The sequence below is a fragment of the Bosea vestrisii genome (genome assembly GCF_030144325.1).
Taxonomy (GTDB): Bacteria; Pseudomonadota; Alphaproteobacteria; order Rhizobiales; family Beijerinckiaceae; genus Allobosea; species Allobosea vestrisii_A.
This window is the reverse complement of sequence record NZ_CP126307.1, coordinates 5,704,469-5,725,713: the sequence shown is the minus strand read 5'-3', so window position 1 is coordinate 5,725,713 and position 21,245 is coordinate 5,704,469. Positions and strand designations below refer to the sequence as shown.

The following is a 21,245-nucleotide window of genomic DNA, read 5'->3' as shown; positions in this document are numbered from 1 at the left end:
GGGGTTTCTCGTGAGCGCCTGGCTGACGCCGGAGGAATGGACGGCCGTCCGCCTCAGCCTGATCGTCGCGACCACTGCGATGCTGGCGAGCCTGCCTCTGGGGCTCGCCGTCGCGTGGCTGCTGGCGCGCGGGCGCTTCTGGGGCAAGTCGCTGCTCGACGCCGTCATCCACCTGCCATTGATCCTGCCGCCGGTCGTCACCGGCTATCTCCTGCTGATCGGCTTCGGCCGGCGTGGGCCGATCGGCCAGCTCCTCTATGACTGGTTCGGCATCGTCCTGTCCTTCCGCTGGACGGGCGCGGCGCTCGCCTGCGCCGTCATGGGCTTTCCTCTGATGGTCCGGGCGATCCGGCTCTCGATCGAAGCGATCGACCGCAAGCTCGAGGATGCGGCGGGCACGCTGGGCGCCGGCCCGTTCTGGGTGTTCCTGACGGTGACGCTGCCGCTTGCCTTGCCCGGCATCCTTGCCGGCATGATCCTGTGCTTCGCCAAGGCGATGGGCGAGTTCGGCGCGACCATCACCTTCGTCTCCAACATCCCCGGCGAGACGCAGACCCTGCCCTCGGCGATCTACACCTTCACCCAGGTACCCAACGGCGATGCCGGGGCGATGCGGCTCACCCTGATCTCGATCGCGATCTCGGTCGCGGCACTGTTCGCCTCGGAATTCCTGGCGCGGCTGGTCGGCCGGCGGATCGCCGTCGAATGAGCGCGGTCATCGAGGTTTCCGTTTCACATCGATTGGGCGCCTTCGCGCTCGATGCTGGGTTTGCCTCGGATGGGCGCCTGACGGCGTTGTTCGGGCGCTCTGGCTCGGGCAAGACCTCGCTCGTCAATGTGATCTCCGGCCTGATCCGGCCGCAGGCCGGCCGCGTCGTCATCGACGGACGGGTGATGGTCGACAGCTCCGCTGGCATCTTCGTGCCGAAGCACAAGCGCCGCATCGGCTATGTCTTCCAGGAAGCGCGGCTCTTCCCGCATCTCTCGGTGCGCCAGAACCTGCTCTATGGCCGCTGGTTCGCGCCGAAGGCGGAGGATGGCGGCAGCAAGCTCGACGATGTGCTCGACCTGCTCGGCATCGGCCACCTGCTGCAAAGGCAGCCGGGGGCGCTCTCCGGCGGCGAGAAGCAGCGCGTCGCGATCGGGCGGGCCTTGCTCGCCAAGCCGCGCTTGCTGCTGATGGACGAGCCGCTCGCCTCGCTGGACGAGGAGCGAAAGGCCGAAATCCTTCCTTATATCGAACGCCTGCGCGACGGCTTCGGCATCCCGATCGTCTATGTCTCGCATTCGATTGCCGAGGTCGCGCGGCTCGCCACCCATCTCGTCATTCTCGACCAGGGCAAGGTGTCGATGAGCGGGCCGACGGCTGAGCTAATGTCCCGCCCCGACGTGCCGATCCTCTCAGCCGCGCCGGAAGCCGGCGCCATCCTCGAGGCACGTGTCCTGCGGCACGAGCCAGAACATGGCCTGACGATCCTGGAGACGGCGGCTGGGCCGTTGCAGATCGCCCGACGCAAGGTGCCGGAAGGGACGGCGCTGCGCGTGCGCATCCTCGCCAGCGACGTGATGCTCAGCCTCAAGCCGCTCGACGGGATCAGCGCGCTCAATGTCCTGCCGGGACGTGTTTCAGCGATCGGCGATCGGCAAGGCGATGGCGGAGCGCTCGAAGTGAGGCTCGACTGCAACGGCGCCGGCCTGCTCGCCCGCCTCACCGTGAAATCGGCCGTGCAATTGCGCCTGGCTCCCGGCAGCCCGGTCTATGCGGTGATCAAGAGCGTCTCGATCGATACGCCGTGAGCGCTCAGGCCTTCTTGCCGGGCTCGCGCGCGGGAGCCGTGGGCGAGACCGCCTCCCGCAGCGCCGCGATCTCGGCCGCTGCAGCTTCCAGAGTCTTCGCCTCGATGGCGCGATAATTCGCGACGATCTCCCGGCCGAGCGGAGTCAGATGCGCGCCGCCGCCCTTGGCCCCGCCGGGCTGAGCCTCGACCAGCGGCGCGCGGAAGATGCGGTTGAGATCGTCGACCAGCAGCCAGGCGCGCCGATAGGACATCTTCATCGAGCGGCCGGCAGCCGAGATCGAGCCGGTCTCGCCGATCGCCTCCAGAAGCTGGACCTTACCAGGGCCTAGGCGTCCGCCCGGCGTGAAGTCGAGCCGAAAGCTGAAGCGCGTCGCCGGCAAGGGCTGGTCAGCCTTAGACATGCCCAGCCCTCCGCGGCCGCGCGCGCTCAATAGAGCCGCAAGCGGTAAGCCTCTTCGAGATTGGCGTCGGCTTCGGCGGCATCGACCGCCTTGGTCTGCTCGGCAACGATGCGGCCGAGCGTCGGGAAGCTCGAGCGCTCGACCTGCGCCTCCTGAGCCCAGAGCTTCGAGCGGAGCAGCGCCTTGCCGCAATGGAAATAGGCTTCGTCGACATCGACGATCAGGCCGAGCTTCGGTGCCTTCTCCTGCATAGCCAGGGGTTCCAGCAGCGCGGCGTCGGTGGTCATCCGCGCCCGTCCATTGACGCGCAGCGTCTCGGTGATCCCCGGCACGAAGAAGACGAGGCCGACGCCGGGCGCGCTCAGCACATTGCGGAAGGAATCGATCCGGTTGTTGCCGCGCCGGTCGGGGATCAGCAGCGTCCGCTCGTCGAGCACCTGGACGAAGCCGGGCCCGTCACCGCGCGGACTGGCATCCACCCCGCCCTCACGGTCGGCGGTTGCCAGCACGAGAAAGGGCAAGAGCGCGATGAAGTCGCGGCAGAATCGATCGAGCCGGTCGAGCACCTTCTTCTGCACGACCAGAGACTCTTCGCCGACGAGTGCGCGCAGTTGGGCTGCATCGTCGACCGTCGTGCCCGGCCTCTCGCTGATCGCGCTCATCTGGTTCTCCAAAGGCATGCCGGCCTAGCCGGCGAAAGACGCATATCACGGCTTCGGAGTCGGCCGAAGCCTCGGTGAACAACCTCAGGTAATGCGCCGCACGCTGTCGGCGATCTCATCCGGCTCGAACAGGCGCTTCCAGTCGGGTCGGAGGATCGTCTCCTTGCCGAAGACGATCGCCTTGTTGCAGGCGTCGGAGAACACGCCCTGCACCTCGCCGAAAGTCACCGCCGCCAGGATGTTCATATGGCCGAGCAGAAAGTCGCGCGCGGCCTCGCGCGGCACGCCGCGGGCGATCGCCTCCTCCATCGCCTCACGCATCGCGTCGAGCAGCGTGGCGCAGACAGTTTCCGAGAGACCTGGTTCGAGGATCGCCATCTGCTCGACGGTGACGCGGTGCGAGCGCATCACCGGCGCCCAGATCGCCCGCGCAACCTCCTCGCCGAGCGCGTAGTGCGCCTCCGGCCCCTGCATCAGCGCGTTGACGATGTGCTGCTTGGCGGCGATGCCGCCGAAATGATCGGCCCGCGCCGCCTCCTCGGTCTCGTCGTTGAAGATCGGCGGATGGCAGGGATGGGTGACGAAATAGGTGATGTCGGCCCGCTCAGGCAGATGACCGGCATGGGGCGCCGCGGCGTCGAGGATGACGACGATCGTCCCGGCCGCCAGCTTCGGCACGAGGCCGGCGGCCACCGCGCCGACGGCGGTGTCAGGCACCGCCAGGATCACGACCTCAGCTCCTTTGATGGCGGTGTCCGGCTCGATGCAGGCGGCGCCGAAGGCGTCGCGGATGCGGTCCTGGCCGGCCGGGCTGATCTCGACATGGCGCGTCTCGAAGCGCGAGCGGGCGAGATTGCGGCCGAGCCGCATGCCCATCTTGCCGCCGGCACCGAACAGTGCGACCACCGTCATCGTCATCCTCCCGGTTCTCGCGTCCGTTGCCGACTCTGCGCGACAAGCTCGCAAAGCTTCCAGCTGGACGTCAACGCCGCTGCCCTACTGCTTGCGTACGCCCGTTGTCCGGCTGGCGCATGGTTCTCCTGCCGATCTTGCATGCAAGATGGCACTTAAGATTGACGCCCTCAGACGATGACAGGATAGTCGGCGCCCCTGTCACGCATCCGGATCATCATGCCTCGCCCGACGCCGTCCACCGCCCTCGAACGCCTGCGCGTGCTCGATCTGACGCGCGTGCGCGCCGGGCCGACCTGCGCCCGCATCTTCGCTGATTTCGGCGCCGACGTGATCAAAATCGAAAGCCCGCCGGGTATCGACCCGAACGAGAACATGAGCGGGCCGCGGCATGGCTACGACATGCAGAACCTGCACCGGAACAAGCGTTCGCTCACGCTCAACCTGAAGAAGGAGCCGGCCAAGGCGATCCTGCGCAAGCTGATCGCCGACGCCGACCTCCTGGTCGAGAATTTCCGGCCCGATGTGAAGCAGCGGCTCGGCCTCGATTTCGAGACGCTGCATGCGCTCAATCCGCGGCTGATCCTGGTCTCGATCTCGGGCTTCGGCCAGAGCGGGCCCTATCGCCTGCGCGCCGGCTTCGACCAGATCGCCCAGGGCATGGGCGGGATGATGTCGGTCACCGGCCTGCCCGGCCAGGGACCGGTGCGCGCCGGCATCGCCGTCGCCGATTCCGCCGCCGGGCTCTATGGCGCGATCGGCGCGCTGGTGGCGCTGCAGGAGCGCGCCGTCTCGGGCAAGGGGCAATGGGTGCAGACCTCGCTGCTCGAAGCCCAGATCGGCATGATGGACTTCCAGGTTGCGCGCTATCTGGTCGAGGGCAAGGTGCCGCCGCAGGCCGGCAACGACCATCCCTATGCGACGCCAATGGGCGTCTATGCGACGCGCGACGGCCATATCAATCTCGGCGTCGGCGCCGAGGGACACTGGCGCTCCTTCTGCGGCGCGCTCGGCAGGCCGGAGCTCACGACCGATCCGCGTTATGACAATATGGAGAAGCGCTTCGCGGCACGCCCTGAATTGCGCGTGCTGCTCGAGGAGATCATGTCCACACGGGACAGCGCCGATTGGCTCGCGGCATTCGAGGCCGCCTCCGTGCCGGCCGGGCCTATCTATGCGGTCGATGCCGTCTTCGACGACCCGCAGGTCCAGCATCTCGGCATCGCGCAGCCGGTCCACCATCCCAAGCTCGGCGACATCCGCGTCGTCGGCGAGCCGGTCAGCCTTTCGCGCACGCCGGCCAGCATCGCGACGCCGACACCGGATGCCGGCGACCATAACCACGAAATCCTCGCCGAGCTCGGTTTCGATGAAGCGGCGATCGCCGGCCTCAAGGCCGAAGGCGCCATCTGAAAGGCATCCAATGAACGACGAGATTCTCTACGACGTCGCCGACGGGATCGGCACGGTGACGCTCAACCGGCCGCAGGCACGCAATGCGCTGACCTTCGCCATGTATGAAGGGCTGGCCGAAATCCTCGGCAATCCAGGAAAGCACGGCGCACCGAAAGTGTTCGTCGTCACCGGCGCTGGCGACAAAGCCTTCGCGGCCGGCACCGACATCGCCCAGTTCCGCGAGTTCAAGACGGCGGAGGACGCCCTCGCCTATGAGAACCGGATCGAGCGGGTGATCACCGCGATCGAAAGCTGCCCGGTACCGACCATTGCGGCGATCGCCGGCGCGGTCACCGGCGGCGGTGCGGCGATCGCCTGCGCCTGCGACCTTCGGATCGCGACGCAATCGGCCCGCTTCGGCTTCCCTGTGGCGCGCACGCTCGGCAACTGCCTGTCGATGGCGAACTATGCCCGCCTCGCCAGCCTGCTCGGCCCGGCCCGGGTCAAGGACATCATCTTCACCGCCAGGCTGGTCGAGGCCGAGGAAGGCCATCGCGTCGGCCTCTACAACGAGCTCGTCGCCGACCATGCGGCGCTGATGGCGCGGGTGAAGGAGCTGGCGGAAACGATCCGCGGCCATGCGCCGCTGACGATGCGCGCGACCAAGGAGGCGCTGCGCCGACTCACGGCAGCGGCGAGCGCCGATATCGACGGCGATGACCTCGTCACCCTCTGCTACACCAGCGCCGATTTCCGCGAGGGCATGGAAGCCTTCCTCGGCAAGCGCACGCCGAACTGGCAGGGCAAATGAGCGAGACCATCGGCTTCATCGGTCTCGGGCTGATGGGCGCGGGCTTCTGCAAGCGCCTGATCGCGACCGGCCGCACGGTCGTCGGCTATGATCTCGACCCGGCCCGCCGGGCGGAAGCGGAAGCGATAGGCGTCGTACTCGCCGCCTCCCCGGCCGAGGTCGCCGAGCGCGCCAACCTGGTCTGCATCGCGGTGACCACCACCAAGGCGGTGCAGGCCGTGATCAGCGGCGAAGGCGGCATCCTCTCGGCCAAGCCGCAACCCGGCGCGATCGTCATCGATTTCTCGACCACCGAGATCGGCGTGACCAAGGCGCTCGCGGCGGCGCTGGCGGAGGCTGGCATCGGCTTCATCGATGCGCCCGTCTCGGGCGGCCCGCCCGCGGCGGAGGCAGGCAAGCTCGCGATCATGGCCGGCGGCACGCCGGAGGCGATCGCGGCGGTGCGGCCGCTGGCCGAGAGCCTCGGCCTCTTCACCCATATGGGCGCGGTCGGCGCCGGCCAGGCGACCAAGCTGGTCAACCAGGCGCTGTGCCTGACCAACTACGTCGTGGTGGCGGAATCGCTGCGGCTCGCCGAAGCCTATGGCGTCGATGCCGACAAGATCCCGGCGGCATTGGCGCCGGGCCTCGGCAATTCGGCGGTGCTGCAGGCGATGATGCCGCGCATGGTCGCGCGCGACTTCGCACCAAAGGGCTATGCCAGGCAGGTGCTGAAGGACCTCGAAATGCTGATGGAGGCCGGGCGCGAGCAGCATCTGGCCATGCCGATGGTGGCGCAGGCGACGACGCTTTACCGGATACTGATCGCGCAGGGCCATAGCGAGCTCGACGCGATCGCGGTGCTCAAGGTGCTGCCGGAGGCGGATCAGGCGCCGCACTGACCAGCAATCAGGCGCTGTCCGGCCTGACCGCCTTGTCCTTCAGGGCCGCGACAAGGCCTGATAGGCCGTTGCGGACATGCTCGCTCAAGCGATGTCTCGCCAGCGCGGCATCGCCGGCGGTGAGCGCCGCCAGGATCTGCTCGTGCTCCTGGATCGCCATCTTCCAGCGCTTCGGCCAGAGATTCGACGAATACCGGGCACGGTCGACCCTGAGCGCCAGCAGCTCCCAGATCCAAAGCAGGACAGGATTGCCGGATAGCTCGACGATGCGGCGATGGAAGGCCTTGTTGGCCTCGAAATAGCCGGGCAGCTCGTCGCGCGTGTGATGCAGCAGCATCCGGTAGTGCAGCATGCCGATCTCGGCGACGGCCTCGTCGCTGACGCGGGCCGCGGCGAGTTCCCCGGCCAGCCCCTCGATCGTCGAGACGACGTCGATCAGCGCCTCGATCTCGCCGACATCGAGCTCGGCGACGACGGACGACTTGTTCGGCAGCGCGCGTAGCAGGCCATCCTGAGTCAGCGTCTTGATCGCCTCGCGAACCGGCGTGCGCGAGACGCCGAGCTGCAGGCAGAGTTCGCGCTCGTTCAGCTTGGCGCCAGGCGCCAGCGCCCCCGTGACGATCAGATTGCGCAATTGCGCGACCGTGCTGCCATGCAGGGCGCCCTTGCGCCGCCCCGGCTGAGGCTGCGGCAACTGGGCGAGAAGCGCTGCGAGTGGGGTCGTATCGGCCGGGCTATCCATGGCTCCCTGTATATCGCGCGCCCGGCTCGCTGTCGAAAAATTCTTGCATACAAGAATTCAGGCACCTAGAACGGAGCCGCCGGGCAACCGGCATCCCCTTCCGTGTTCGGGACATCGCCATGAACATCGTCGACCTCTCCATGCCGATCGCGCCGCATTTCCGCTGGCCGGTGGAGCTTTCGATCAAGGGCGACATCGCCGCGGGCGACCAGTTCCGGGTGTCCAAGATCAACGGCCCCTGCCATGGCTTCTCGCATGTCGACGCCGCCGCGCATTTCGTCGCCGGCGCGCCGACGATCGAGACGACACCGCTCAGCCAGGTGGTCGGCCCCTGCCGCGTGCTCGACCTGAGCGGGCGGCCGGCCAACGAACCCATCGGCCCCGAGCATCTCGCTGCGGCCGATCCCGGCGGCGCCGAGGGCGAAATCCTGCTGCTCGCCACCCAATGGAACGACCGACGCGACTATCAGGACAAGAGCTTCTGGACCGAGGCGCCCTGGCTGACGCTGGAAGCGGCGCAGTGGCTGGCGGAGCGCAAGCCGACCGCCGTCGCCTTCGACTTCCCGCAGGACTATCCGATCCGGCTGCTGCTCGAAGGCAAGGAAGTGCCCAAGCCCGAACATGTGACGCATCACATCCTGCTCAGCCATGGCGTCACGCTGATCGAATACGTCGTCAACACCAGCAAGCTGAAGGCGCCGCGCAACCTGTTCTCGGCGGCGCCGCTGCTCATCCCGAACGCCGACGGCGCCCCCGCCCGCATCTACGCCATCGAGGGCCTGGCCGTCTGACGGCTCCCGCCCTGCCCCATCCAAACGAAAGCTTCCCTAGTGAATATCGAGAACCTGTTCGCGCTGAAGCCCAGCGCTCCCGATCGTATGATCTCCGCCGCCCTGGTCGGCGCCGGGGAGTTCGGCGCGAGCTTCATCGGCCAAGCCCGACGCGCCCCGCATATCGAGCCGCGCGTCGTCTGCGACCTCGACATCGGCCGCGCGCGCAAGGCGGCGCTCGCCGGCGGCCTGACCGAAGGCGAGATCATCGCCTGCCATAGCGCCGCCGAGGCCAAGGCTGCGCTCGAACGCGGACTGGTCGCGCTGATCGGCGATGCCGCCCATCTCGAAGGACTTGCCGTCGACGTCGTCGTCGAGGCGACTGGCGATCCGGAAGGCGCCGCGATGACCGCGCTCGCGGCGATTGAGGCCGGCCGCCATCTCGTCATGGTGACCAAGGAGGCCGAATGCATCATCGGCCCGATCCTGGCGCATCGCGCCAGGCAGAACGGCGTCGTGCATACCCCGGTCGACGGCGACCAGCCGAGCCTGCTGATCGGGCTGATCGGCTGGGCCCGCGTGCTCGGCCTGCCGATCGTCGCCGCCGGCAAGTCATCCGAGTCCGACTTTGTCTGGGATTCGGAGGCCGGCACGGTCACCGCTTGGGAAAAAGCTGTGCCGGCCGCTGATTTCGCCGGGGCTTTCGGCAAGCTCGGCAGCGACCCGCTCGCCTTGCTCGACGCCCGCGCCAGATTGCCCTTCCCGCGCGCCACCGTGCCCGACCTCTGCGAGATGGGCATCGTCGCCAACCATACCGGGCTGATGCCGGACGTCGCGGCGATGCATGCACCGATCGCGCGCACCACCGAACTGCCGAGCCTGTTCCGGCCGGCGGCCGAGGGCGGCCTGCTCTCCGGCACGGGCCGCGTCGACATGTTCAACTGCCTGCGCCGGCCGGACGAGCTTTCCTTCGCCGGCGGCGTCTTCGTCATCGCCGAGACGCCTGATATCGCCACCGGCAAGCTCTTTGCCGGCAAGGGCATCCCGTGCTCGCCGGACGGCCGCTATGTCCTGCTGCACAATCCAGTGCATCTGCTCGGGGCGGAAGCGCCGATGTCGGCGCTGTCGGCCGCCCTGCTTGGCCAGTCGACCGGCGGCGCCGAGGTCCTGCCGCGCGTCGACCTGACGGCGCGGGCGAGCCGCGATCTCGAACCGGGCGAGACGCTGATCATGGGCTATCGTCATGTCATCGAGGGGTTGGAGCCGCAATTGACCCCCGCCCGCCCGCTCGGGCCGAGCGAGCCCGTCCCCTACTACCTCACCTCCGGGCGGCCAATGGTGCGCAAGGTGGCGCGCGGCGCCGTAGTGACTTGCGCCGACATCGCGCTTGACGAGAGCACGACGCTGGTTCGCCTGCGCCGTGAGCAGGACGCGCTGTTCAACCCCGGCGCGCTTTTGACTTCGCTGCAACATTCTGTATGCAGCATACAATAATCGCCTGAACCTAATCGGAAACGGCGATGCTGAGGAAACGATCGGGAGGCAGGGATGACGGGCGCGAGCACCGGACCGGCCGGGCACAGCTTGAATCACGTCAGCCTTCCGCTGCTGCGGAGCTGAACCATGGTTGCGAGTTCCGACCAGCGCGCCCGCTTCCTCGCCTCCGGCGTCGATGACGATCTGCCGATCATCGACGCCCACCACCATTTCTTCGACCTCGCACGCAATTATCACCCCTGGCTGAGCGACCACACAGTCGCCTTTCGCTATGGCGACTACAGCGCGATCAAGCGCGACTTCATGCCGGCCGATTATCGCCGCGTCACCGAGGGCCATCTCGTCGTCGGCAGCGTGCTGATGGAAGGCGAATGGGACCCGCGCGATCCCGTCGGCGAGATGCGCTGGGCCAGCGATGTCGCTCGCGAGCACAGCCTGCCGAGCGCGGCGATCGGCCAGATCTGGCTCGACCGCGAGGATGTCGGTGAGCTCGTCACGGCCTATCGCAACCTGCCTCTGGTCCGCAGCGTCCGGCACAAGCCCAAGGCCATTGCTCGCGGGGAGCATCGTCCCGGCTTCGCCGCGCCTGGCTCGATGCGCGATCAAAAGTGGCGCAACGGTTATGCGCTGCTGGCCGGGGCCGGACTGAGCTTCGACCTGCAGACGCCGTGGTGGCACCTCGATGAGGCCGCCGAGCTCGCCCGCGACTTCCCGGCGACGACCATCATCCTGAACCATGCCGGCCTGCCGGCCGACCGCAGCGCCGAGGGCCTATCCGCCTGGCGCATCGCTCTCGACCGTCTCGCACGCGAACCCAATGTCGTCGCCAAGATCTCCGGCATCGGCATGCCCGGCCAGGACTGGACGCTGGACTTGCAGGCGCCGGTGATAGTGGGCGTGATCGAAGCCTTCGGCGCCGAGCGCTGCGCCTTCGCCAGCAATTTCCCGGTCGACAGCCTCTGCGCCTCGTTCGGCACGATCTTCGACGTGTTCAAGGCCGCGGTCCATGAGCGGCCGGCGGCTGAACGCCTTGCCCTGTTCCATGACAACGCCGCGCGCTGGTATGGGCTCGCAGCCGAGGAAACCGCCTCATGAGACTACGCGGCCTGCTCCTGCGGCTCACCGAGGACCTGCTCATCGCGGGCTTCGTCGTGATGATCGCCATGGTCTTCGGCAATGTCGTGCTGCGTTACGGCTTCAGCTCCGGCATCATCTCCTCGGAGGAGCTGTCGCGCCTGATCTTCGTCTGGCTGACCTTCGGCGGCGCCTTCCTGGTGGCGAAGGACGGCCAGCATCTCGGCATGACCACCGTCGTCACCATGCTCGGCCGCAATGGCCGCTGGTGGTGCCGGCTCGCCGTCGAAGCGCTGTCGCTGCTCTGCATGGGAATGCTGGTCGTCGGCTGCTGGCAGCAGGCCTCGATCAATGTCGAGAACCACCAGCCGGTCACCGGCGTGCCCGTCGCCGTGACCTATCTCGCCGGTCTGGTCGGCGGCATCGGCATCGGCGCGCTCAACCTGATCGCGCTGGCGCGGCTCCTGACCGGCCGCATGCCGGATGACGAACTCGTCGTCGGGGCGGAATCGGAAGAGCTCACCGCCTTCGAGAACCAGCAGGCGGCGGAGAAGCGCTCGTGACCGTCTTCATCTTCCTGGGCTCGCTGATCGGCGCGATGGCGCTCGGCATGCCGATCGCGATGGCGCTGCTGGTCTGCGGCGTCGCGCTGATGCTGCAGCTCGGCACTTTCGACTCGCAGATCCTGGCGCAGAACTTGATCGGCGGCGCCGATTCCTTCCCGCTGATGGCGGTACCCTTCTTCATGCTCGCCGGCGAGCTGATGAATGCCGGCGGCCTGTCGCGCCGGATCATCGCGCTGGCGGTGACGCTGGTCGGCCATGTCCGCGGCGGGCTCGGCTATGTCGCGGTGCTGGCGGCGCTGGTCATGGCGAGCATCTCGGGCTCGGCCGTCGCCGACACCGCCGCGCTCGCCGCGATCCTGCTGCCGATGATGAAGCAGGCCGGCTACAATCTGCCGCGCGCCGCCGGGCTGATCTCGGCCGGCGGCATCATCGCCCCGGTGATCCCGCCCTCGATCGGCTTCGTCGTTTTCGGCGTCGCCGCAGGCGTTTCGATCACCCGCCTCTTCCTCGCCGGAATAGTGCCGGGCCTGCTGATGGGGCTGGCGCTGGTCATCACCTGGTACATCGTCGCGCGCGGCGAGCCGGCGGCTCGCCCCCAGCGCGCCAGCGTGCGCGAGGTCGGGCGATCGGCGCTCGACGGCCTCTGGGCACTCGGCCTGCCCTTCCTGATCATCGGCGGCATGAAGGGGGGCGCCTTTACACCGACCGAGGCTGCGGTCGTCGCCGCGGTCTATGCCGGTTTCGTCGGCGGCTTTGTCTATCGCGAGCTGAAATTCGAGCATCTGCGCCCGGCCTTGCTCAGCGCCCTCAAGACCTCGGCCGCAGTGATGTTCCTGGTCGCGGCGGCAATGGTCTCGGCCTGGCTGATCACCATCGCCGACATCCCGAGCCAGGTTGCAAGCCTGCTCGGCCCGCTGATCGAATCGAAGACGCTGCTGATGTTCGCGATGATGTTCCTCGTCATCGTCGTCGGCACGGCGCTCGACTTCATCCCGACGGTGCTGATCCTGACACCGGTTCTGATGCCGATCGTCAAGCAGGCGGGCATTGACCCGGTCTATTTCGGGGTGATGTTCATCATCAACAACGCCATCGGCCTGCTGACCCCGCCGGTCGGCGTCGTGCTGAACGTCGTCTGCGCCGTCGGCCGCATCCCGATGGACAAGGTCGTCCGCGGCGTCATGCCCTTCCTGCTGGCGCAGGTCGCCGTGCTTCTGCTGCTGATCCTGGTGCCGGAGATCGTCACCGTACCGGCGCGCTGGTTCTACGGGCGCTGACGCGCCGCAACCGCCTGACAGACAACGAAAAAAGGGAGGACACGCTCATGACCATCACCCGCAGGACCGCGCTCACCGGCGCCAGCGCCGGCATCGCCCTCTTCGCCATCGGCCGCCCGGCCCTGGCGCAGGCAACGAAGCTGCGCTTCGCGCATCCGCACCCGGAAGTCGACAGCTGGCACAAGGCGGCGCTGCTCTTCGCCGAGCAGGTCAAGGCCAAGAGCCTGGGCCGCTACGAGGTCCAGGTTTTCGCAAACGGCGCGCTCGGCTCGGACGCGCAGACGATCAGCGCGGTACGCGGCGGCTCGCTCGACATCTGCCTGACCGGCAACCCGTTCTTCACCGGCCTCGCGCCCAAGCTCAACGTGCTCGACCTGCCCTTCCTGATCCAGAGCCGCAAGCACGCCGCCGCGGTGATGGACGGCCCGATCGGCGACGGCCTGCGCAAGGAGCTCGAAGGCTCGAACCTCAAGGCGCTCGCGACCTGGGAGATCGGCTGGCGCAACCTGACCAATAACCGCCGTCCCGTCGCGACCGCTGCTGACCTCAAGGGCCTGAAGATCCGCACCACGCCGAACCCGGCCCATATCAAGGCGTTCCAGCTGCTCGGCGCGATCCCGACCCCGATGGCCTTCACCGAGCTCTTCACCGCACTGGAAACCGGCACGGTCGACGGCCAGGAGAACCCGGTGACGCTGATCCTCAACGCCAAGTTCAACGAGGTGCAGAAGCATCTCTCACTGACGCGCCACGCCTTCACCACCGGCCCGCTGGTGATGAACAAGACCAAGTTCGACGCGATGCCGGCCGATATCCAGGCGATGCTCCCTACCATCGCGGTGGAGATCGCCGGCATCCAGCGCCAGATGAACGAGGACACCGAAGGCTCGAGCCTCACCGAGCTGAAGAAGGCCGGCATGCAGGCGGTCGAGGCGCCCGATCGCGACTCCTTCGCCAAGATCGTCACGGCCGAGGTCGAGAAGGAGTTCGTCGGCAAGTACGGCAGCGACGTGCTGGATGCGATCAAGAAGGCCGCGGTCTGATCGCCATTTCCAGCGATAGATTTATCGCACTTTCGAAACCGGCTGCCGCAGGCAATTTCATCCATCGGCAGCCGGTTCGAGAGATGGTTCTTGGCTTTTTGGCGGTGCCATGGCGCGACGACCAAGGCAGGCATAGCTCAGCATGCTCTGAGCAACCGCCTGCCGAGGCCAGCCATGACGACCGCGCGCCAGCTTCATCTCGGGGCATTCATGCGCCCCGTCAGCATCCATACCGGCGCCTGGCGTTATCCCGGCGCCTATCCGGATGCCAATTTCAACTTCGGCCACCTGAAGCGCTTCGCGCAGAAGCTGGAGGCCGGCAAGTTCGACGCCTTCTTCATGGCCGACCATCTCGCCGTGCTGAACATGCCGGTCGAGGCGCTGAAGCGCAGCCATACGGTGACTTCGTTCGAGCCGTTCACCCTGCTCTCGGCCCTCGCCGGCGCAACCGAGCGCATCGGCCTCGTCGCTACCGCCTCGACCACTTTCGATGCGCCCTATCACATCGCCCGGCGCTTCGCCTCGCTCGACCATATCAGCGGCGGCCGCGCCGGCTGGAACATCGTCACCACATCGAACCCGGACGCGGCGCTGAATTTCGGCCTCGACGCCCATGTCGACCATGGCGAGCGCTATGACCGGGCGCGCGAGTTCTACGATGTCGTCACCGGGCTGTGGGATTCATTCGCCGACGACGCCTTCATCCGGGACCGCGACAGCGGGATTTATTTTGACCCGGACAAAATGCGACGGCTCGATCACAAGGGCGAGCATCTCTCGGTGCGCGGGCCGCTCAACATCGCAAGGCCGCCGCAGGGTTGGCCGGTGATCGTCCAGGCCGGCGCCTCCGAGCCTGGCCGGCAGCTCGCCGCCGAGACGGCCGAGGTCGTGTTCGCGGCGCATGGCACGCTCGCGGCCGGCCAGGCCTTCTACGCCGATGTGAAGGGACGAATGGAGGCGATCGGCCGGAACCCCGACCATCTCAAGATCCTGCCTGGCGTGCTGACCGTCGTCGGCGAGACGGTCGATGAAGCGCGCGAAAAGCGGGCCCTGCTCGATTCCTTCGTGCACTATGACAGCGCGATCGCATCACTTTCGATCGCGCTCGGCCATGACGCCACCGGCTTGGATCCGGATGCGCCGCTGCCCGAGATCCCGGACACCAACCAGAGCAAGAGCGGGCGCGAGCGGACGATCGCGCTCGCCCGCCGCGAGAACCTGACCGTCCGCCAGCTTGCGCAGCGGCTCGGCGGCTATGGCGGGCTCGCCTTCGTTGGTACGCCGAAGACGATCGCCGACGAGATGGAGCAATGGCTAGTCGAGCGCGGGAGCGACGGTTTCAACGTGATGTTCCCCTATCTGCCGGAGGGGCTCGACGACTTCGTCGACAAGGTCGTGCCCGAATTGCAGCGTCGCGGCCTGTTCCGCCGGGAGTATCAGGGGCCGACGCTGCGCGACCATCTCGGCCTGCCGAGGCCGGCCAACCGGCATTTCGCCTGAACATTCCCCGGCCGGCCGTCACTGTGGAGGAATGTAGCGACTGTCATCAGATCTTTGAAAAGCCGTTTCATTGACCCGGGAGCGGCGATTGCGAATGATCTGAACATCGAACCGCAGCGATGCGGGCCGGTCGCGGGATTTGCCGGAGCAGCTTGCACCGCGTCACCAAAGCTAAAAGCGCCACGCTGCTGTCGTGGGCTCCCAACTCGGAGACGCACGATGATCTACGTCCTTTATTTCACCAAGCGGCAGCTGCGGCGGCTCTCCGCCTTCCTGCTTTGGACGCGTAGCTGATCGCCGCTCCGGGCCGGTCATAGCCCTCGCAAAATCCGCTCAGGCGGCGCATATCCAGCCTCGACTTTACGGAGGCAACGATGTTCCAGGCGGTGACGATCTCGGCCAGCGATAAGCCTGGCTTCTACAGTGAGCTCGTCCAGCAACTCGAAGGCCTGCTGCATGGCGAGCGCGACGCGATCGCCAACGCCGCCAATCTCTCGGCGCTGCTCTACGATGCGATGCCGACTCTCAATTGGGCCGGCTTCTACCTGATGCGCGGCGGCGAATTGGTGCTCGGCCCTTTCCAGGGCAAGCCGGCCTGCGTGCGCATCCCGGTCGGGCGCGGCGTCTGCGGCACGGCGGTCGCCCGGCGCGAAACGATGCTGGTGGAGGACGTGCACGCCTTCCCCGGCCATATCGCCTGTGACGCCGCCTCGCGCTCGGAGCTGGTCGTGCCGCTGATCCGTAACGGCGAGGTCATCGGCGTGATCGATCTCGACAGTCCGGAGCCCGGCCGCTTCGACGCCGACGACCAGGCCGGCATCGAAGCGATCGCCAGCCTCTATCTCGAAGCCAGCGACCGCTTCTGACCTTCCGATTTCATCGATGGCCTTTTTCCGAGGTCATCCCGGACGGAGCGAAGCGAAGATCCGGGATCCATGCCCGAGCATGAACCGGAGCGGCTCAGCGTGATCAGCCGGCTACGATCAGCTCGCAGCGGGCATCGCGGATCATCTGGGTGGTCGCGGCAGCCGGCTGCCGATCGGTGACCAGGGTCGAGATCTCGCTGAGATGCGCCAGGCGGGACATGGCGGCCCGGCTGAATTTGGTATGGTCGGCAAGCAGCACCGAGCGCCGCGCATTGCGCAGCATGGTCCGCCCGACCACGGCCTCGTCATCGCGATATTCGAGCAGGTTCCCGGCCGCGTCGATGCCGCCAATGCTCGTCATGTGCAGGTCGCAGCGATAGTTCTCGATGAAGGCGGCAGCGTGCATGCCGCCGCAGGCGCGGTTCGGCCCGAGCCAGTGTCCACCGGTGATCAGGATCGAGATGTCCGGGCATTTGTCGAGGACAGCCGCCGCTGCCGTGCTGTTGGTGACGACGCGCAGGCCGCGCGGGCGGCGCTCGGCGATTGCCTTGGCGAGCGCGTCCATGGTCGTGCCAGGCGTGATGAACAGCGAACTGCCCGGCGTCACCAGCTCGGCGGCGGCCTGCGCCATCGCGGCTTTCTCGATCGCCGTCTCGATGACCCGCAGACCGTAATCGGTGTTCGCGGTCGAGAGATTGGCGCTGGCGCCGCCGTGGTGGCGCCGCAGCAGGCCGCGATCGGCAAGATCCTGCAGATCGCGCCGTACCGTCTGCGGCGTGACGTTGAAGGCGGAAACGATCTCCTCGATCGCGACATAGCCGCGTTTGCCGAGGATATCGAGGATGTCGGCGTGACGTTTGCTCAGCGGTTCCATGGCAGGCCTGCTTCAGAGCCGAATCCGGGCGGCTTCTTAGCCCGATTGGTCGAATGTCTCTACGACTACGGGTTCTCTGGACGCAATGCGCGTTTGCGAAAATGGTGTTGCGAAAGTGAAAGCGTAAGGCATCATCGCGCCGCCGCGCAACCGGATCCTGCCGGCACGACAGAGAACCAGATCCGGCGGGACGAAACATGCTGACCACGCGGCCAGGGAGCCGGCGGATACGCCGCCATGCGCGCCTCATCCAATCGATCGCCCGTCCCGGCAAGGGATGCCGGGCATGAGCGGCCGCCGGATCGTCTGCGTCGGCAACCTCGTCCAGGACGAAGTCTTCGAGGTCGAAGCCCTGCCCTCGGCCGGCATCAAGACCGGCGTGCTGGGTTATGCCGAGCGCTTCGGCGGACCGGCGGCGACCGCGGCGGTGGCGATCTGCCATCTCGGCGGTGAGGCCGCGTATTGGGGCCGCGTCGGCGCCGACGCGGCTGGCGAAACCGGCCTGCGCCTGCTGCGCGGCCATGGCGTCGACTGCAGCGGCGTCGCCATCCTGCCGGAGGGACGCACGCTGCGGGCAATCGTCCTGGTCGACCGGCGCGGCGAACGCAGCATCGTCTCGAACCGGCGCAGCCTCTCGCAGGATGCGAGCGTGCTGCCGAAGGACGGGCTTGCCCAGGCGGGCTCCGTGCTGGCCGATACGCGCTGGCCGGCTGCCGCGGCGGTCGTGCTCGACCGCGCCCATGAGGCGGGCATTCCGAGCGTCCTCGATGTCGACGGTGGCACGCCGGAGGATAATCGCCGACTGATCGCCAAGGCCGACAACATCGTGTTCTCGGCCGAGGGCCTGCGCGATTTCGCCGGCGATGGCCCGGCGGAGGAGTTGCTGCGGCGCTGCGCCAACGGCTCCGACAAGGTCTTCGCCGTGACGCGCGGCAGCGCCGGCAGCCTCTGGCTGATCGGCGGCGATCTCGTCAGCGTCCCCGCGTTCAAGGTCGCGGCGAAGGATACGACTGGCTGCGGCGACGTCTTCCATGGCGCCTACGCGCTCGGCCTCTGCGAAGGACAAAGCCCCGTCGAGGCGGCGCGCCTGGCGGCGGCCGTGGCGGCGCTCAAGGCCGAGCGTGGCAATGGCTGGGACGGCATGCCTGATCGCGCCGCCGTCCAGGCCCTGCTGACGAGCGGCGAAACGTATCCGAATTGAAGTCCGGATCGATTACGCATTGCAACATGATCTATGCTGCAATGCGCGAAAACGATAATATTACTTGCGATAACGAAAACCCCATGCATTGATTGCGAACGTGACGAGGCAGCGGTCCGACCAGCCTCGCCGGAGGCCCGGAAGCCCGCCGATGCTCTCCGTTTCGAAGCCGTTTTCGAAGGTATGACCCATGGCATGCGCCTCGCTCGCTGAGCTGACCGACGACCTCAAGACGATCGGTGTCGATCTTTCCGGTCCCTCACCCGACTTCAGCAAAAGCAAGCGGCCCCCCGAGACGATGATCGACCGCTGGGCGCAGACGGCGGCACTGGCCGAGCCGGAAACCCGCGCGGTGGCGATCTGGGCGATCCGCGAGGCGGCCCATGCCGCCGGCATCGTGCCGGCATCGGTCCAGGAGCTCTATCTCGCCTGCGCCGCCGGCAAATGGTCGGGCAAGACGGTGCCGGCGATGAACCTGCGCGGCTGGAGCTATCACACCTGCCGCGCCGTCTTCCGCGCCGGCAGGGAACTCGATTCCAAGCTCTTCATCTTCGAGCAGGCGGTGGGCGAGGCGCTCTATGCCCAGCAACCGCCGCTGGAGTACGCCGCGGCGGTGCTCGCCGCAGCGCTGCGCGAGGGTCACACCGGCCCGGTCTTCCTCCAGGCCGACCACGACCAGATCAACGCCAAGGCCTATCTCGCCGATCCGAAGGCCGAAGTCCGCAAGCTCGAAAACATCATGCGCGAGCAGGTCGCGGCCGGCATGTACAGCATCGACATCGACGCCTCGACGGTGGTCGACCTGTCGCTGGCGACGGTCGAGGACCAGCAGCGCGTCAACGCGGAGCTGACCGCGCATTTCACCGAGTTCGTCCGGGGCATCGAGCCCAAGGGCGTCTCGATCTCGCTCGGCGCCGAGATCGGCGAGGTCGGCCACGAGAACACCACGCCGGAAGAGCTGCGCGCCTTCATGAGCGTCTATCTCGAGGAAATGGCCAAGCGCAGCGCCAAGCTGCCGATCGTCAGCAAGATCTCGATCAACTCCGGCACCTATCACGGCGGCAAGGTCCTGCCGGATGGCACGCTCGCAGAGGTGAATGTCGACTACGAGCTGCTGAAGACGATCTCGACCATTTGCCGCAAGGATTACAACATGGCCGGCGCGGTCCAGCATGGCGCTTCCACTCTCCCCGGCACGCAGCTCGCCAAGCTCCCCAAGGCGGAGGCGGTCGAGGTCCATCTCGCGCTGGGCTTCAACAACCTGATCTTCGACCACCCGGCCCTGCCACAGGCACTGAGGGACCAGATCCGGGAGTACACCTTCGCCAACCACCTTTCCGAGAAAGGGGCGAGCGAGACCGATGCGCAGTTCTTCTACAATACCCGCAAGAAATCCTGGAAGGTAATGAAGAAGCCATTCTGGGAGATGCCGAAGGAGGCAGAGACCGCGATCATGGCCTCGCTCCAGGAGATGTTCCGCAACATGTTCACCTGGATGAATGTCGGCGGGACGAGCAGACTGGTCGACGAGAACACCACGCTGGTCAAGGTCGCACCACCGGTGCCCGAGGCCCTGCGGAAAGCTCGCGCCGCCTGAAAGCCTAAGCCTGTTCCGGCGCCCGCAACGACGGATGCGCCGCTGACCAAGAAGACTGCCAAAGGGACAACCAACGGGAGGAAACGCATATGGATCAGCATCGCAGGTCTTCCTTGCTGAAACTCGCCGCGATGACGCTCGCCGCGATGACCAGCCTGCCGACGCTCGCACTTGCCCAGCAGAAAGAAGTCCGCTGGGGCCAGTGGAAAGGCACCGAGGTCGGCGAGAAGTTCATGGGCGAGCTCAAGGCCGCCTTCGAGAAGGACCATCCCGATATCAAGCTGACGCCGGTCGACTCGCCGTTCACCGGCTTCCATGACCGCGCCATCGTGCTGCACCAGGCCAAGAAGCTGCCGGATGTGCTGCTGGTCCAGGTCGACTGGGTCGCCGAGTTCGCCGATCTCGGCATGATCGAGCCGCTCGACAGCCGCATCGCCAAGGAGCCGAAGGAGTTCTTCTCGAACATCCCTGAGACCTTCCACGCCAAGTGGAAGGGCAAGCAGTACTACCTGCCGATCGAGAGCGGCGCGGTCGCGCTGTTCTGGAACACGGACCTGTTCAAGGCCGCCGGCCTCTCCGGCCCGCCCAAGACCTGGGACGAGTTCGCGGAATACTCACGCAAGCTGACCATTCCCGACAAGCGCCAGTTCGCGGTCACCGGCACGCTCCAGGCCGAGCCGCCGACCAACATGACCTACGACATCTACCCGCTGCTGCTGCAGAGCGGCGCGACGATCATGGACGCAGCCACCAACAAGGCCGTGTTCAACAGCCCCGAGGGCGTCGCCGCGATCGAGTGGTACATCGATCGCGTCAACAAGGACAAAGTCTCGGTGCCGGGCGTGCTGAGCAATGGCGAGAAGGAGAAGCGCGCCAATTTCGCCTCCGGCAACGTCGCGATGATGTTCGAAGGGCCGTGGGGCGTCGCCATCCAGAAGCAGCTCAACCCGAACCTCAACTACGACATCGCGCCGCTGCCCAAGGGCAAGAGCACCGGCACCATGGTACGCGGCTCGCTCAACACCATCAGCAGCCAGGCGCAGGATAAGGACGCAGCCTGGACCTTCATGCGCTGGCTCTCGGGCCCGAAGGGCATCGAGATGTGGGCGAAGGGCACCGGCGGCTTCCCGGCGCGCACCGACGTCTCGAACCAAGACTGGTTCAAGGAGCGCAAGCTCTTCCAGGCCTTCGTCACGCAGATGGCGCAGCCGAACGCACAATCGCCGTTCCTGTCGATGCCCAACGCCGTTCAGATGAACAAGGTGATGAGCACCGAGATCCAGAACGCAGTGCAAGGCAAGAAGACCGCCAAGCAGGCGCTGGATGACGCTGCCGCCGAATGGAACAAGGTCCTGTCGGCGGCCAAGTGACCAGCTG

Annotated in this window: 21 protein-coding genes; 16 read left to right on the top strand and 5 right to left on the bottom strand. The window is 66.9% G+C overall.

Annotated features, from left to right (window positions below):
• Positions 1–10: 10 nt before the first annotated feature.
• The gene (modB, locus tag QO058_RS28280; protein WP_284169546.1) at positions 11–709 is read left to right on the top strand and encodes a molybdate ABC transporter permease subunit; all 699 of its coding nucleotides are present in this window, start codon (positions 11–13) and stop codon (positions 707–709) included.
• Complete coding sequence (gene modC, locus QO058_RS28275) at positions 706–1,797, top strand: molybdenum ABC transporter ATP-binding protein (protein WP_284169545.1); 1,092 nt, start codon at positions 706–708, stop codon at positions 1,795–1,797. Before modB ends, modC begins: the two co-directional genes overlap by 4 nt.
• A 4-nt stretch (positions 1,798–1,801) precedes the next feature.
• Here the strand turns inward: modC and QO058_RS28270 are convergent, their stop codons facing one another.
• From QO058_RS28270 to QO058_RS28260, 3 genes are all read right to left on the bottom strand, one after another.
• Entirely contained in the window at positions 1,802–2,200 is a 399-nt protein-coding gene (locus tag QO058_RS28270; protein ID WP_284169544.1) for a winged helix-turn-helix domain-containing protein, read from the bottom strand.
• A gap of 26 nt (positions 2,201–2,226) precedes the next feature.
• On the bottom strand, positions 2,227–2,862 hold the full coding sequence (locus QO058_RS28265) for a pyridoxamine 5'-phosphate oxidase family protein (protein WP_284169543.1): 636 nt from the start codon (positions 2,860–2,862) through the stop codon (positions 2,227–2,229).
• Positions 2,863–2,946: 84 nt separating this feature from the next.
• Positions 2,947–3,774 (bottom strand): phosphogluconate dehydrogenase C-terminal domain-containing protein, encoded by an 828-nt coding sequence (locus QO058_RS28260; RefSeq protein ID WP_432211994.1) that lies wholly within the window; start codon positions 3,772–3,774, stop codon positions 2,947–2,949.
• A gap of 219 nt (positions 3,775–3,993) precedes the next feature.
• On the opposite strand from QO058_RS28260, the gene QO058_RS28255 reads away from it, so the two are divergent.
• Genes QO058_RS28255 through QO058_RS28245 form a run of 3 tightly spaced genes read left to right on the top strand, consistent with a single transcriptional unit; the run spans position 3,994 to position 6,861 of the window.
• Entirely contained in the window at positions 3,994–5,187 is a 1,194-nt protein-coding gene (locus QO058_RS28255; RefSeq protein ID WP_284169540.1) for a CaiB/BaiF CoA transferase family protein, read from the top strand.
• A gap of 10 nt (positions 5,188–5,197) precedes the next feature.
• Positions 5,198–5,980, top strand: coding sequence for an enoyl-CoA hydratase/isomerase family protein (locus QO058_RS28250; protein ID WP_284169539.1), 783 nt, complete (start codon positions 5,198–5,200; stop codon positions 5,978–5,980).
• Positions 5,977–6,861 (top strand): NAD(P)-dependent oxidoreductase, encoded by an 885-nt coding sequence (locus QO058_RS28245; RefSeq protein WP_284169538.1) that lies wholly within the window; start codon positions 5,977–5,979, stop codon positions 6,859–6,861. The genes QO058_RS28250 and QO058_RS28245 overlap by 4 nt, the downstream gene beginning before the upstream one ends.
• Positions 6,862–6,868: 7 nt before the next feature.
• Here the strand turns inward: QO058_RS28245 and QO058_RS28240 are convergent, their stop codons facing one another.
• On the bottom strand, positions 6,869–7,603 hold the full coding sequence (locus QO058_RS28240; protein ID WP_284169537.1) for a GntR family transcriptional regulator: 735 nt from the start codon (positions 7,601–7,603) through the stop codon (positions 6,869–6,871).
• Between the two features lie 119 nt (positions 7,604–7,722).
• Here QO058_RS28240 and QO058_RS28235 point away from each other — a divergent pair, with 119 nt between their 5' ends.
• The 8 genes from QO058_RS28235 (at position 7,723) to QO058_RS28200 (ending at position 16,196) form a co-directional block, all read left to right on the top strand.
• Complete coding sequence (locus tag QO058_RS28235; protein WP_284169536.1) at positions 7,723–8,394, top strand: cyclase family protein; 672 nt, start codon at positions 7,723–7,725, stop codon at positions 8,392–8,394.
• Between the two features lie 39 nt (positions 8,395–8,433).
• Complete coding sequence (locus QO058_RS28230) at positions 8,434–9,867, top strand: flagellar biosynthesis protein FlgA (RefSeq protein WP_284169535.1); 1,434 nt, start codon at positions 8,434–8,436, stop codon at positions 9,865–9,867.
• Positions 9,868–9,996: 129 nt separating this feature from the next.
• The gene (locus tag QO058_RS28225; protein ID WP_284169534.1) at positions 9,997–10,965 is read left to right on the top strand and encodes an amidohydrolase family protein; all 969 of its coding nucleotides are present in this window, start codon (positions 9,997–9,999) and stop codon (positions 10,963–10,965) included.
• Positions 10,962–11,507: a TRAP transporter small permease gene (locus tag QO058_RS28220; RefSeq protein ID WP_284169532.1), complete on the top strand. Its 546-nt coding sequence runs from the start codon at positions 10,962–10,964 to the stop codon at positions 11,505–11,507. Before QO058_RS28225 ends, QO058_RS28220 begins: the two co-directional genes overlap by 4 nt.
• A 35-nt stretch (positions 11,508–11,542) precedes the next feature.
• Positions 11,543–12,787, top strand: a complete 1,245-nt coding sequence (locus tag QO058_RS28215) for a TRAP transporter large permease subunit (protein WP_432212084.1) — start codon at positions 11,543–11,545, stop codon at positions 12,785–12,787.
• 47 nt (positions 12,788–12,834) lie between these two features.
• Positions 12,835–13,830: a TRAP transporter substrate-binding protein gene (locus QO058_RS28210; RefSeq protein WP_284169530.1), complete on the top strand. Its 996-nt coding sequence runs from the start codon at positions 12,835–12,837 to the stop codon at positions 13,828–13,830.
• Positions 13,831–14,004: 174 nt separating this feature from the next.
• Entirely contained in the window at positions 14,005–15,330 is a 1,326-nt protein-coding gene (locus tag QO058_RS28205; RefSeq protein WP_284169529.1) for an LLM class flavin-dependent oxidoreductase, read from the top strand.
• Positions 15,331–15,704: 374 nt separating this feature from the next.
• Positions 15,705–16,196, top strand: coding sequence for a GAF domain-containing protein (locus tag QO058_RS28200; protein ID WP_284169528.1), 492 nt, complete (start codon positions 15,705–15,707; stop codon positions 16,194–16,196).
• Positions 16,197–16,299: 103 nt separating this feature from the next.
• Here the strand turns inward: QO058_RS28200 and QO058_RS28195 are convergent, their stop codons facing one another.
• Positions 16,300–17,070, bottom strand: a complete 771-nt coding sequence (locus tag QO058_RS28195; RefSeq protein WP_284169527.1) for a DeoR/GlpR family DNA-binding transcription regulator — start codon at positions 17,068–17,070, stop codon at positions 16,300–16,302.
• Between the two features lie 286 nt (positions 17,071–17,356).
• On the opposite strand from QO058_RS28195, the gene QO058_RS28190 reads away from it, so the two are divergent.
• From QO058_RS28190 to QO058_RS28180, 3 genes are all read left to right on the top strand, one after another.
• The gene (locus QO058_RS28190) at positions 17,357–18,271 is read left to right on the top strand and encodes a PfkB family carbohydrate kinase (protein WP_284169526.1); all 915 of its coding nucleotides are present in this window, start codon (positions 17,357–17,359) and stop codon (positions 18,269–18,271) included.
• A 190-nt stretch (positions 18,272–18,461) separates the two neighbouring features.
• Positions 18,462–19,868 (top strand): class II fructose-bisphosphate aldolase, encoded by a 1,407-nt coding sequence (locus QO058_RS28185; RefSeq protein WP_284169525.1) that lies wholly within the window; start codon positions 18,462–18,464, stop codon positions 19,866–19,868.
• Positions 19,869–19,957: 89 nt separating this feature from the next.
• The gene (locus tag QO058_RS28180; protein ID WP_284169523.1) at positions 19,958–21,238 is read left to right on the top strand and encodes an ABC transporter substrate-binding protein; all 1,281 of its coding nucleotides are present in this window, start codon (positions 19,958–19,960) and stop codon (positions 21,236–21,238) included.
• The last annotated feature ends 7 nt before the right edge of the window (positions 21,239–21,245 follow it).

Coding starts and splice junctions, on each gene's coding strand:
- QO058_RS28250 (WP_284169539.1), top strand. CDS start 5,198: ATGAACGACGAGATTCTCTACGACGTCGCCGACGGGATCGGCACGGTG.
- QO058_RS28205 (WP_284169529.1), top strand. CDS start 14,005: ATGACGACCGCGCGCCAGCTTCATCTCGGGGCATTCATGCGCCCCGTC.
- QO058_RS28265 (WP_284169543.1), bottom strand. CDS start 2,862: ATGAGCGCGATCAGCGAGAGGCCGGGCACGACGGTCGACGATGCAGCC.
- QO058_RS28240 (WP_284169537.1), bottom strand. CDS start 7,603: ATGGATAGCCCGGCCGATACGACCCCACTCGCAGCGCTTCTCGCCCAG.
- QO058_RS28195 (WP_284169527.1), bottom strand. CDS start 17,070: ATGGAACCGCTGAGCAAACGTCACGCCGACATCCTCGATATCCTCGGC.
- QO058_RS28220 (WP_284169532.1), top strand. CDS start 10,962: ATGAGACTACGCGGCCTGCTCCTGCGGCTCACCGAGGACCTGCTCATC.
- QO058_RS28200 (WP_284169528.1), top strand. CDS start 15,705: ATGTTCCAGGCGGTGACGATCTCGGCCAGCGATAAGCCTGGCTTCTAC.
- QO058_RS28235 (WP_284169536.1), top strand. CDS start 7,723: ATGAACATCGTCGACCTCTCCATGCCGATCGCGCCGCATTTCCGCTGG.
- modC (WP_284169545.1), top strand. CDS start 706: ATGAGCGCGGTCATCGAGGTTTCCGTTTCACATCGATTGGGCGCCTTC.
- QO058_RS28260 (WP_432211994.1), bottom strand. CDS start 3,774: ATGACGGTGGTCGCACTGTTCGGTGCCGGCGGCAAGATGGGCATGCGG.
- QO058_RS28255 (WP_284169540.1), top strand. CDS start 3,994: ATGCCTCGCCCGACGCCGTCCACCGCCCTCGAACGCCTGCGCGTGCTC.
- QO058_RS28180 (WP_284169523.1), top strand. CDS start 19,958: ATGGATCAGCATCGCAGGTCTTCCTTGCTGAAACTCGCCGCGATGACG.
- QO058_RS28270 (WP_284169544.1), bottom strand. CDS start 2,200: ATGTCTAAGGCTGACCAGCCCTTGCCGGCGACGCGCTTCAGCTTTCGG.
- QO058_RS28215 (WP_432212084.1), top strand. CDS start 11,543: ATGGCGCTCGGCATGCCGATCGCGATGGCGCTGCTGGTCTGCGGCGTC.
- QO058_RS28210 (WP_284169530.1), top strand. CDS start 12,835: ATGACCATCACCCGCAGGACCGCGCTCACCGGCGCCAGCGCCGGCATC.
- QO058_RS28245 (WP_284169538.1), top strand. CDS start 5,977: ATGAGCGAGACCATCGGCTTCATCGGTCTCGGGCTGATGGGCGCGGGC.
- QO058_RS28185 (WP_284169525.1), top strand. CDS start 18,462: ATGGCATGCGCCTCGCTCGCTGAGCTGACCGACGACCTCAAGACGATC.
- QO058_RS28225 (WP_284169534.1), top strand. CDS start 9,997: ATGGTTGCGAGTTCCGACCAGCGCGCCCGCTTCCTCGCCTCCGGCGTC.
- QO058_RS28190 (WP_284169526.1), top strand. CDS start 17,357: ATGAGCGGCCGCCGGATCGTCTGCGTCGGCAACCTCGTCCAGGACGAA.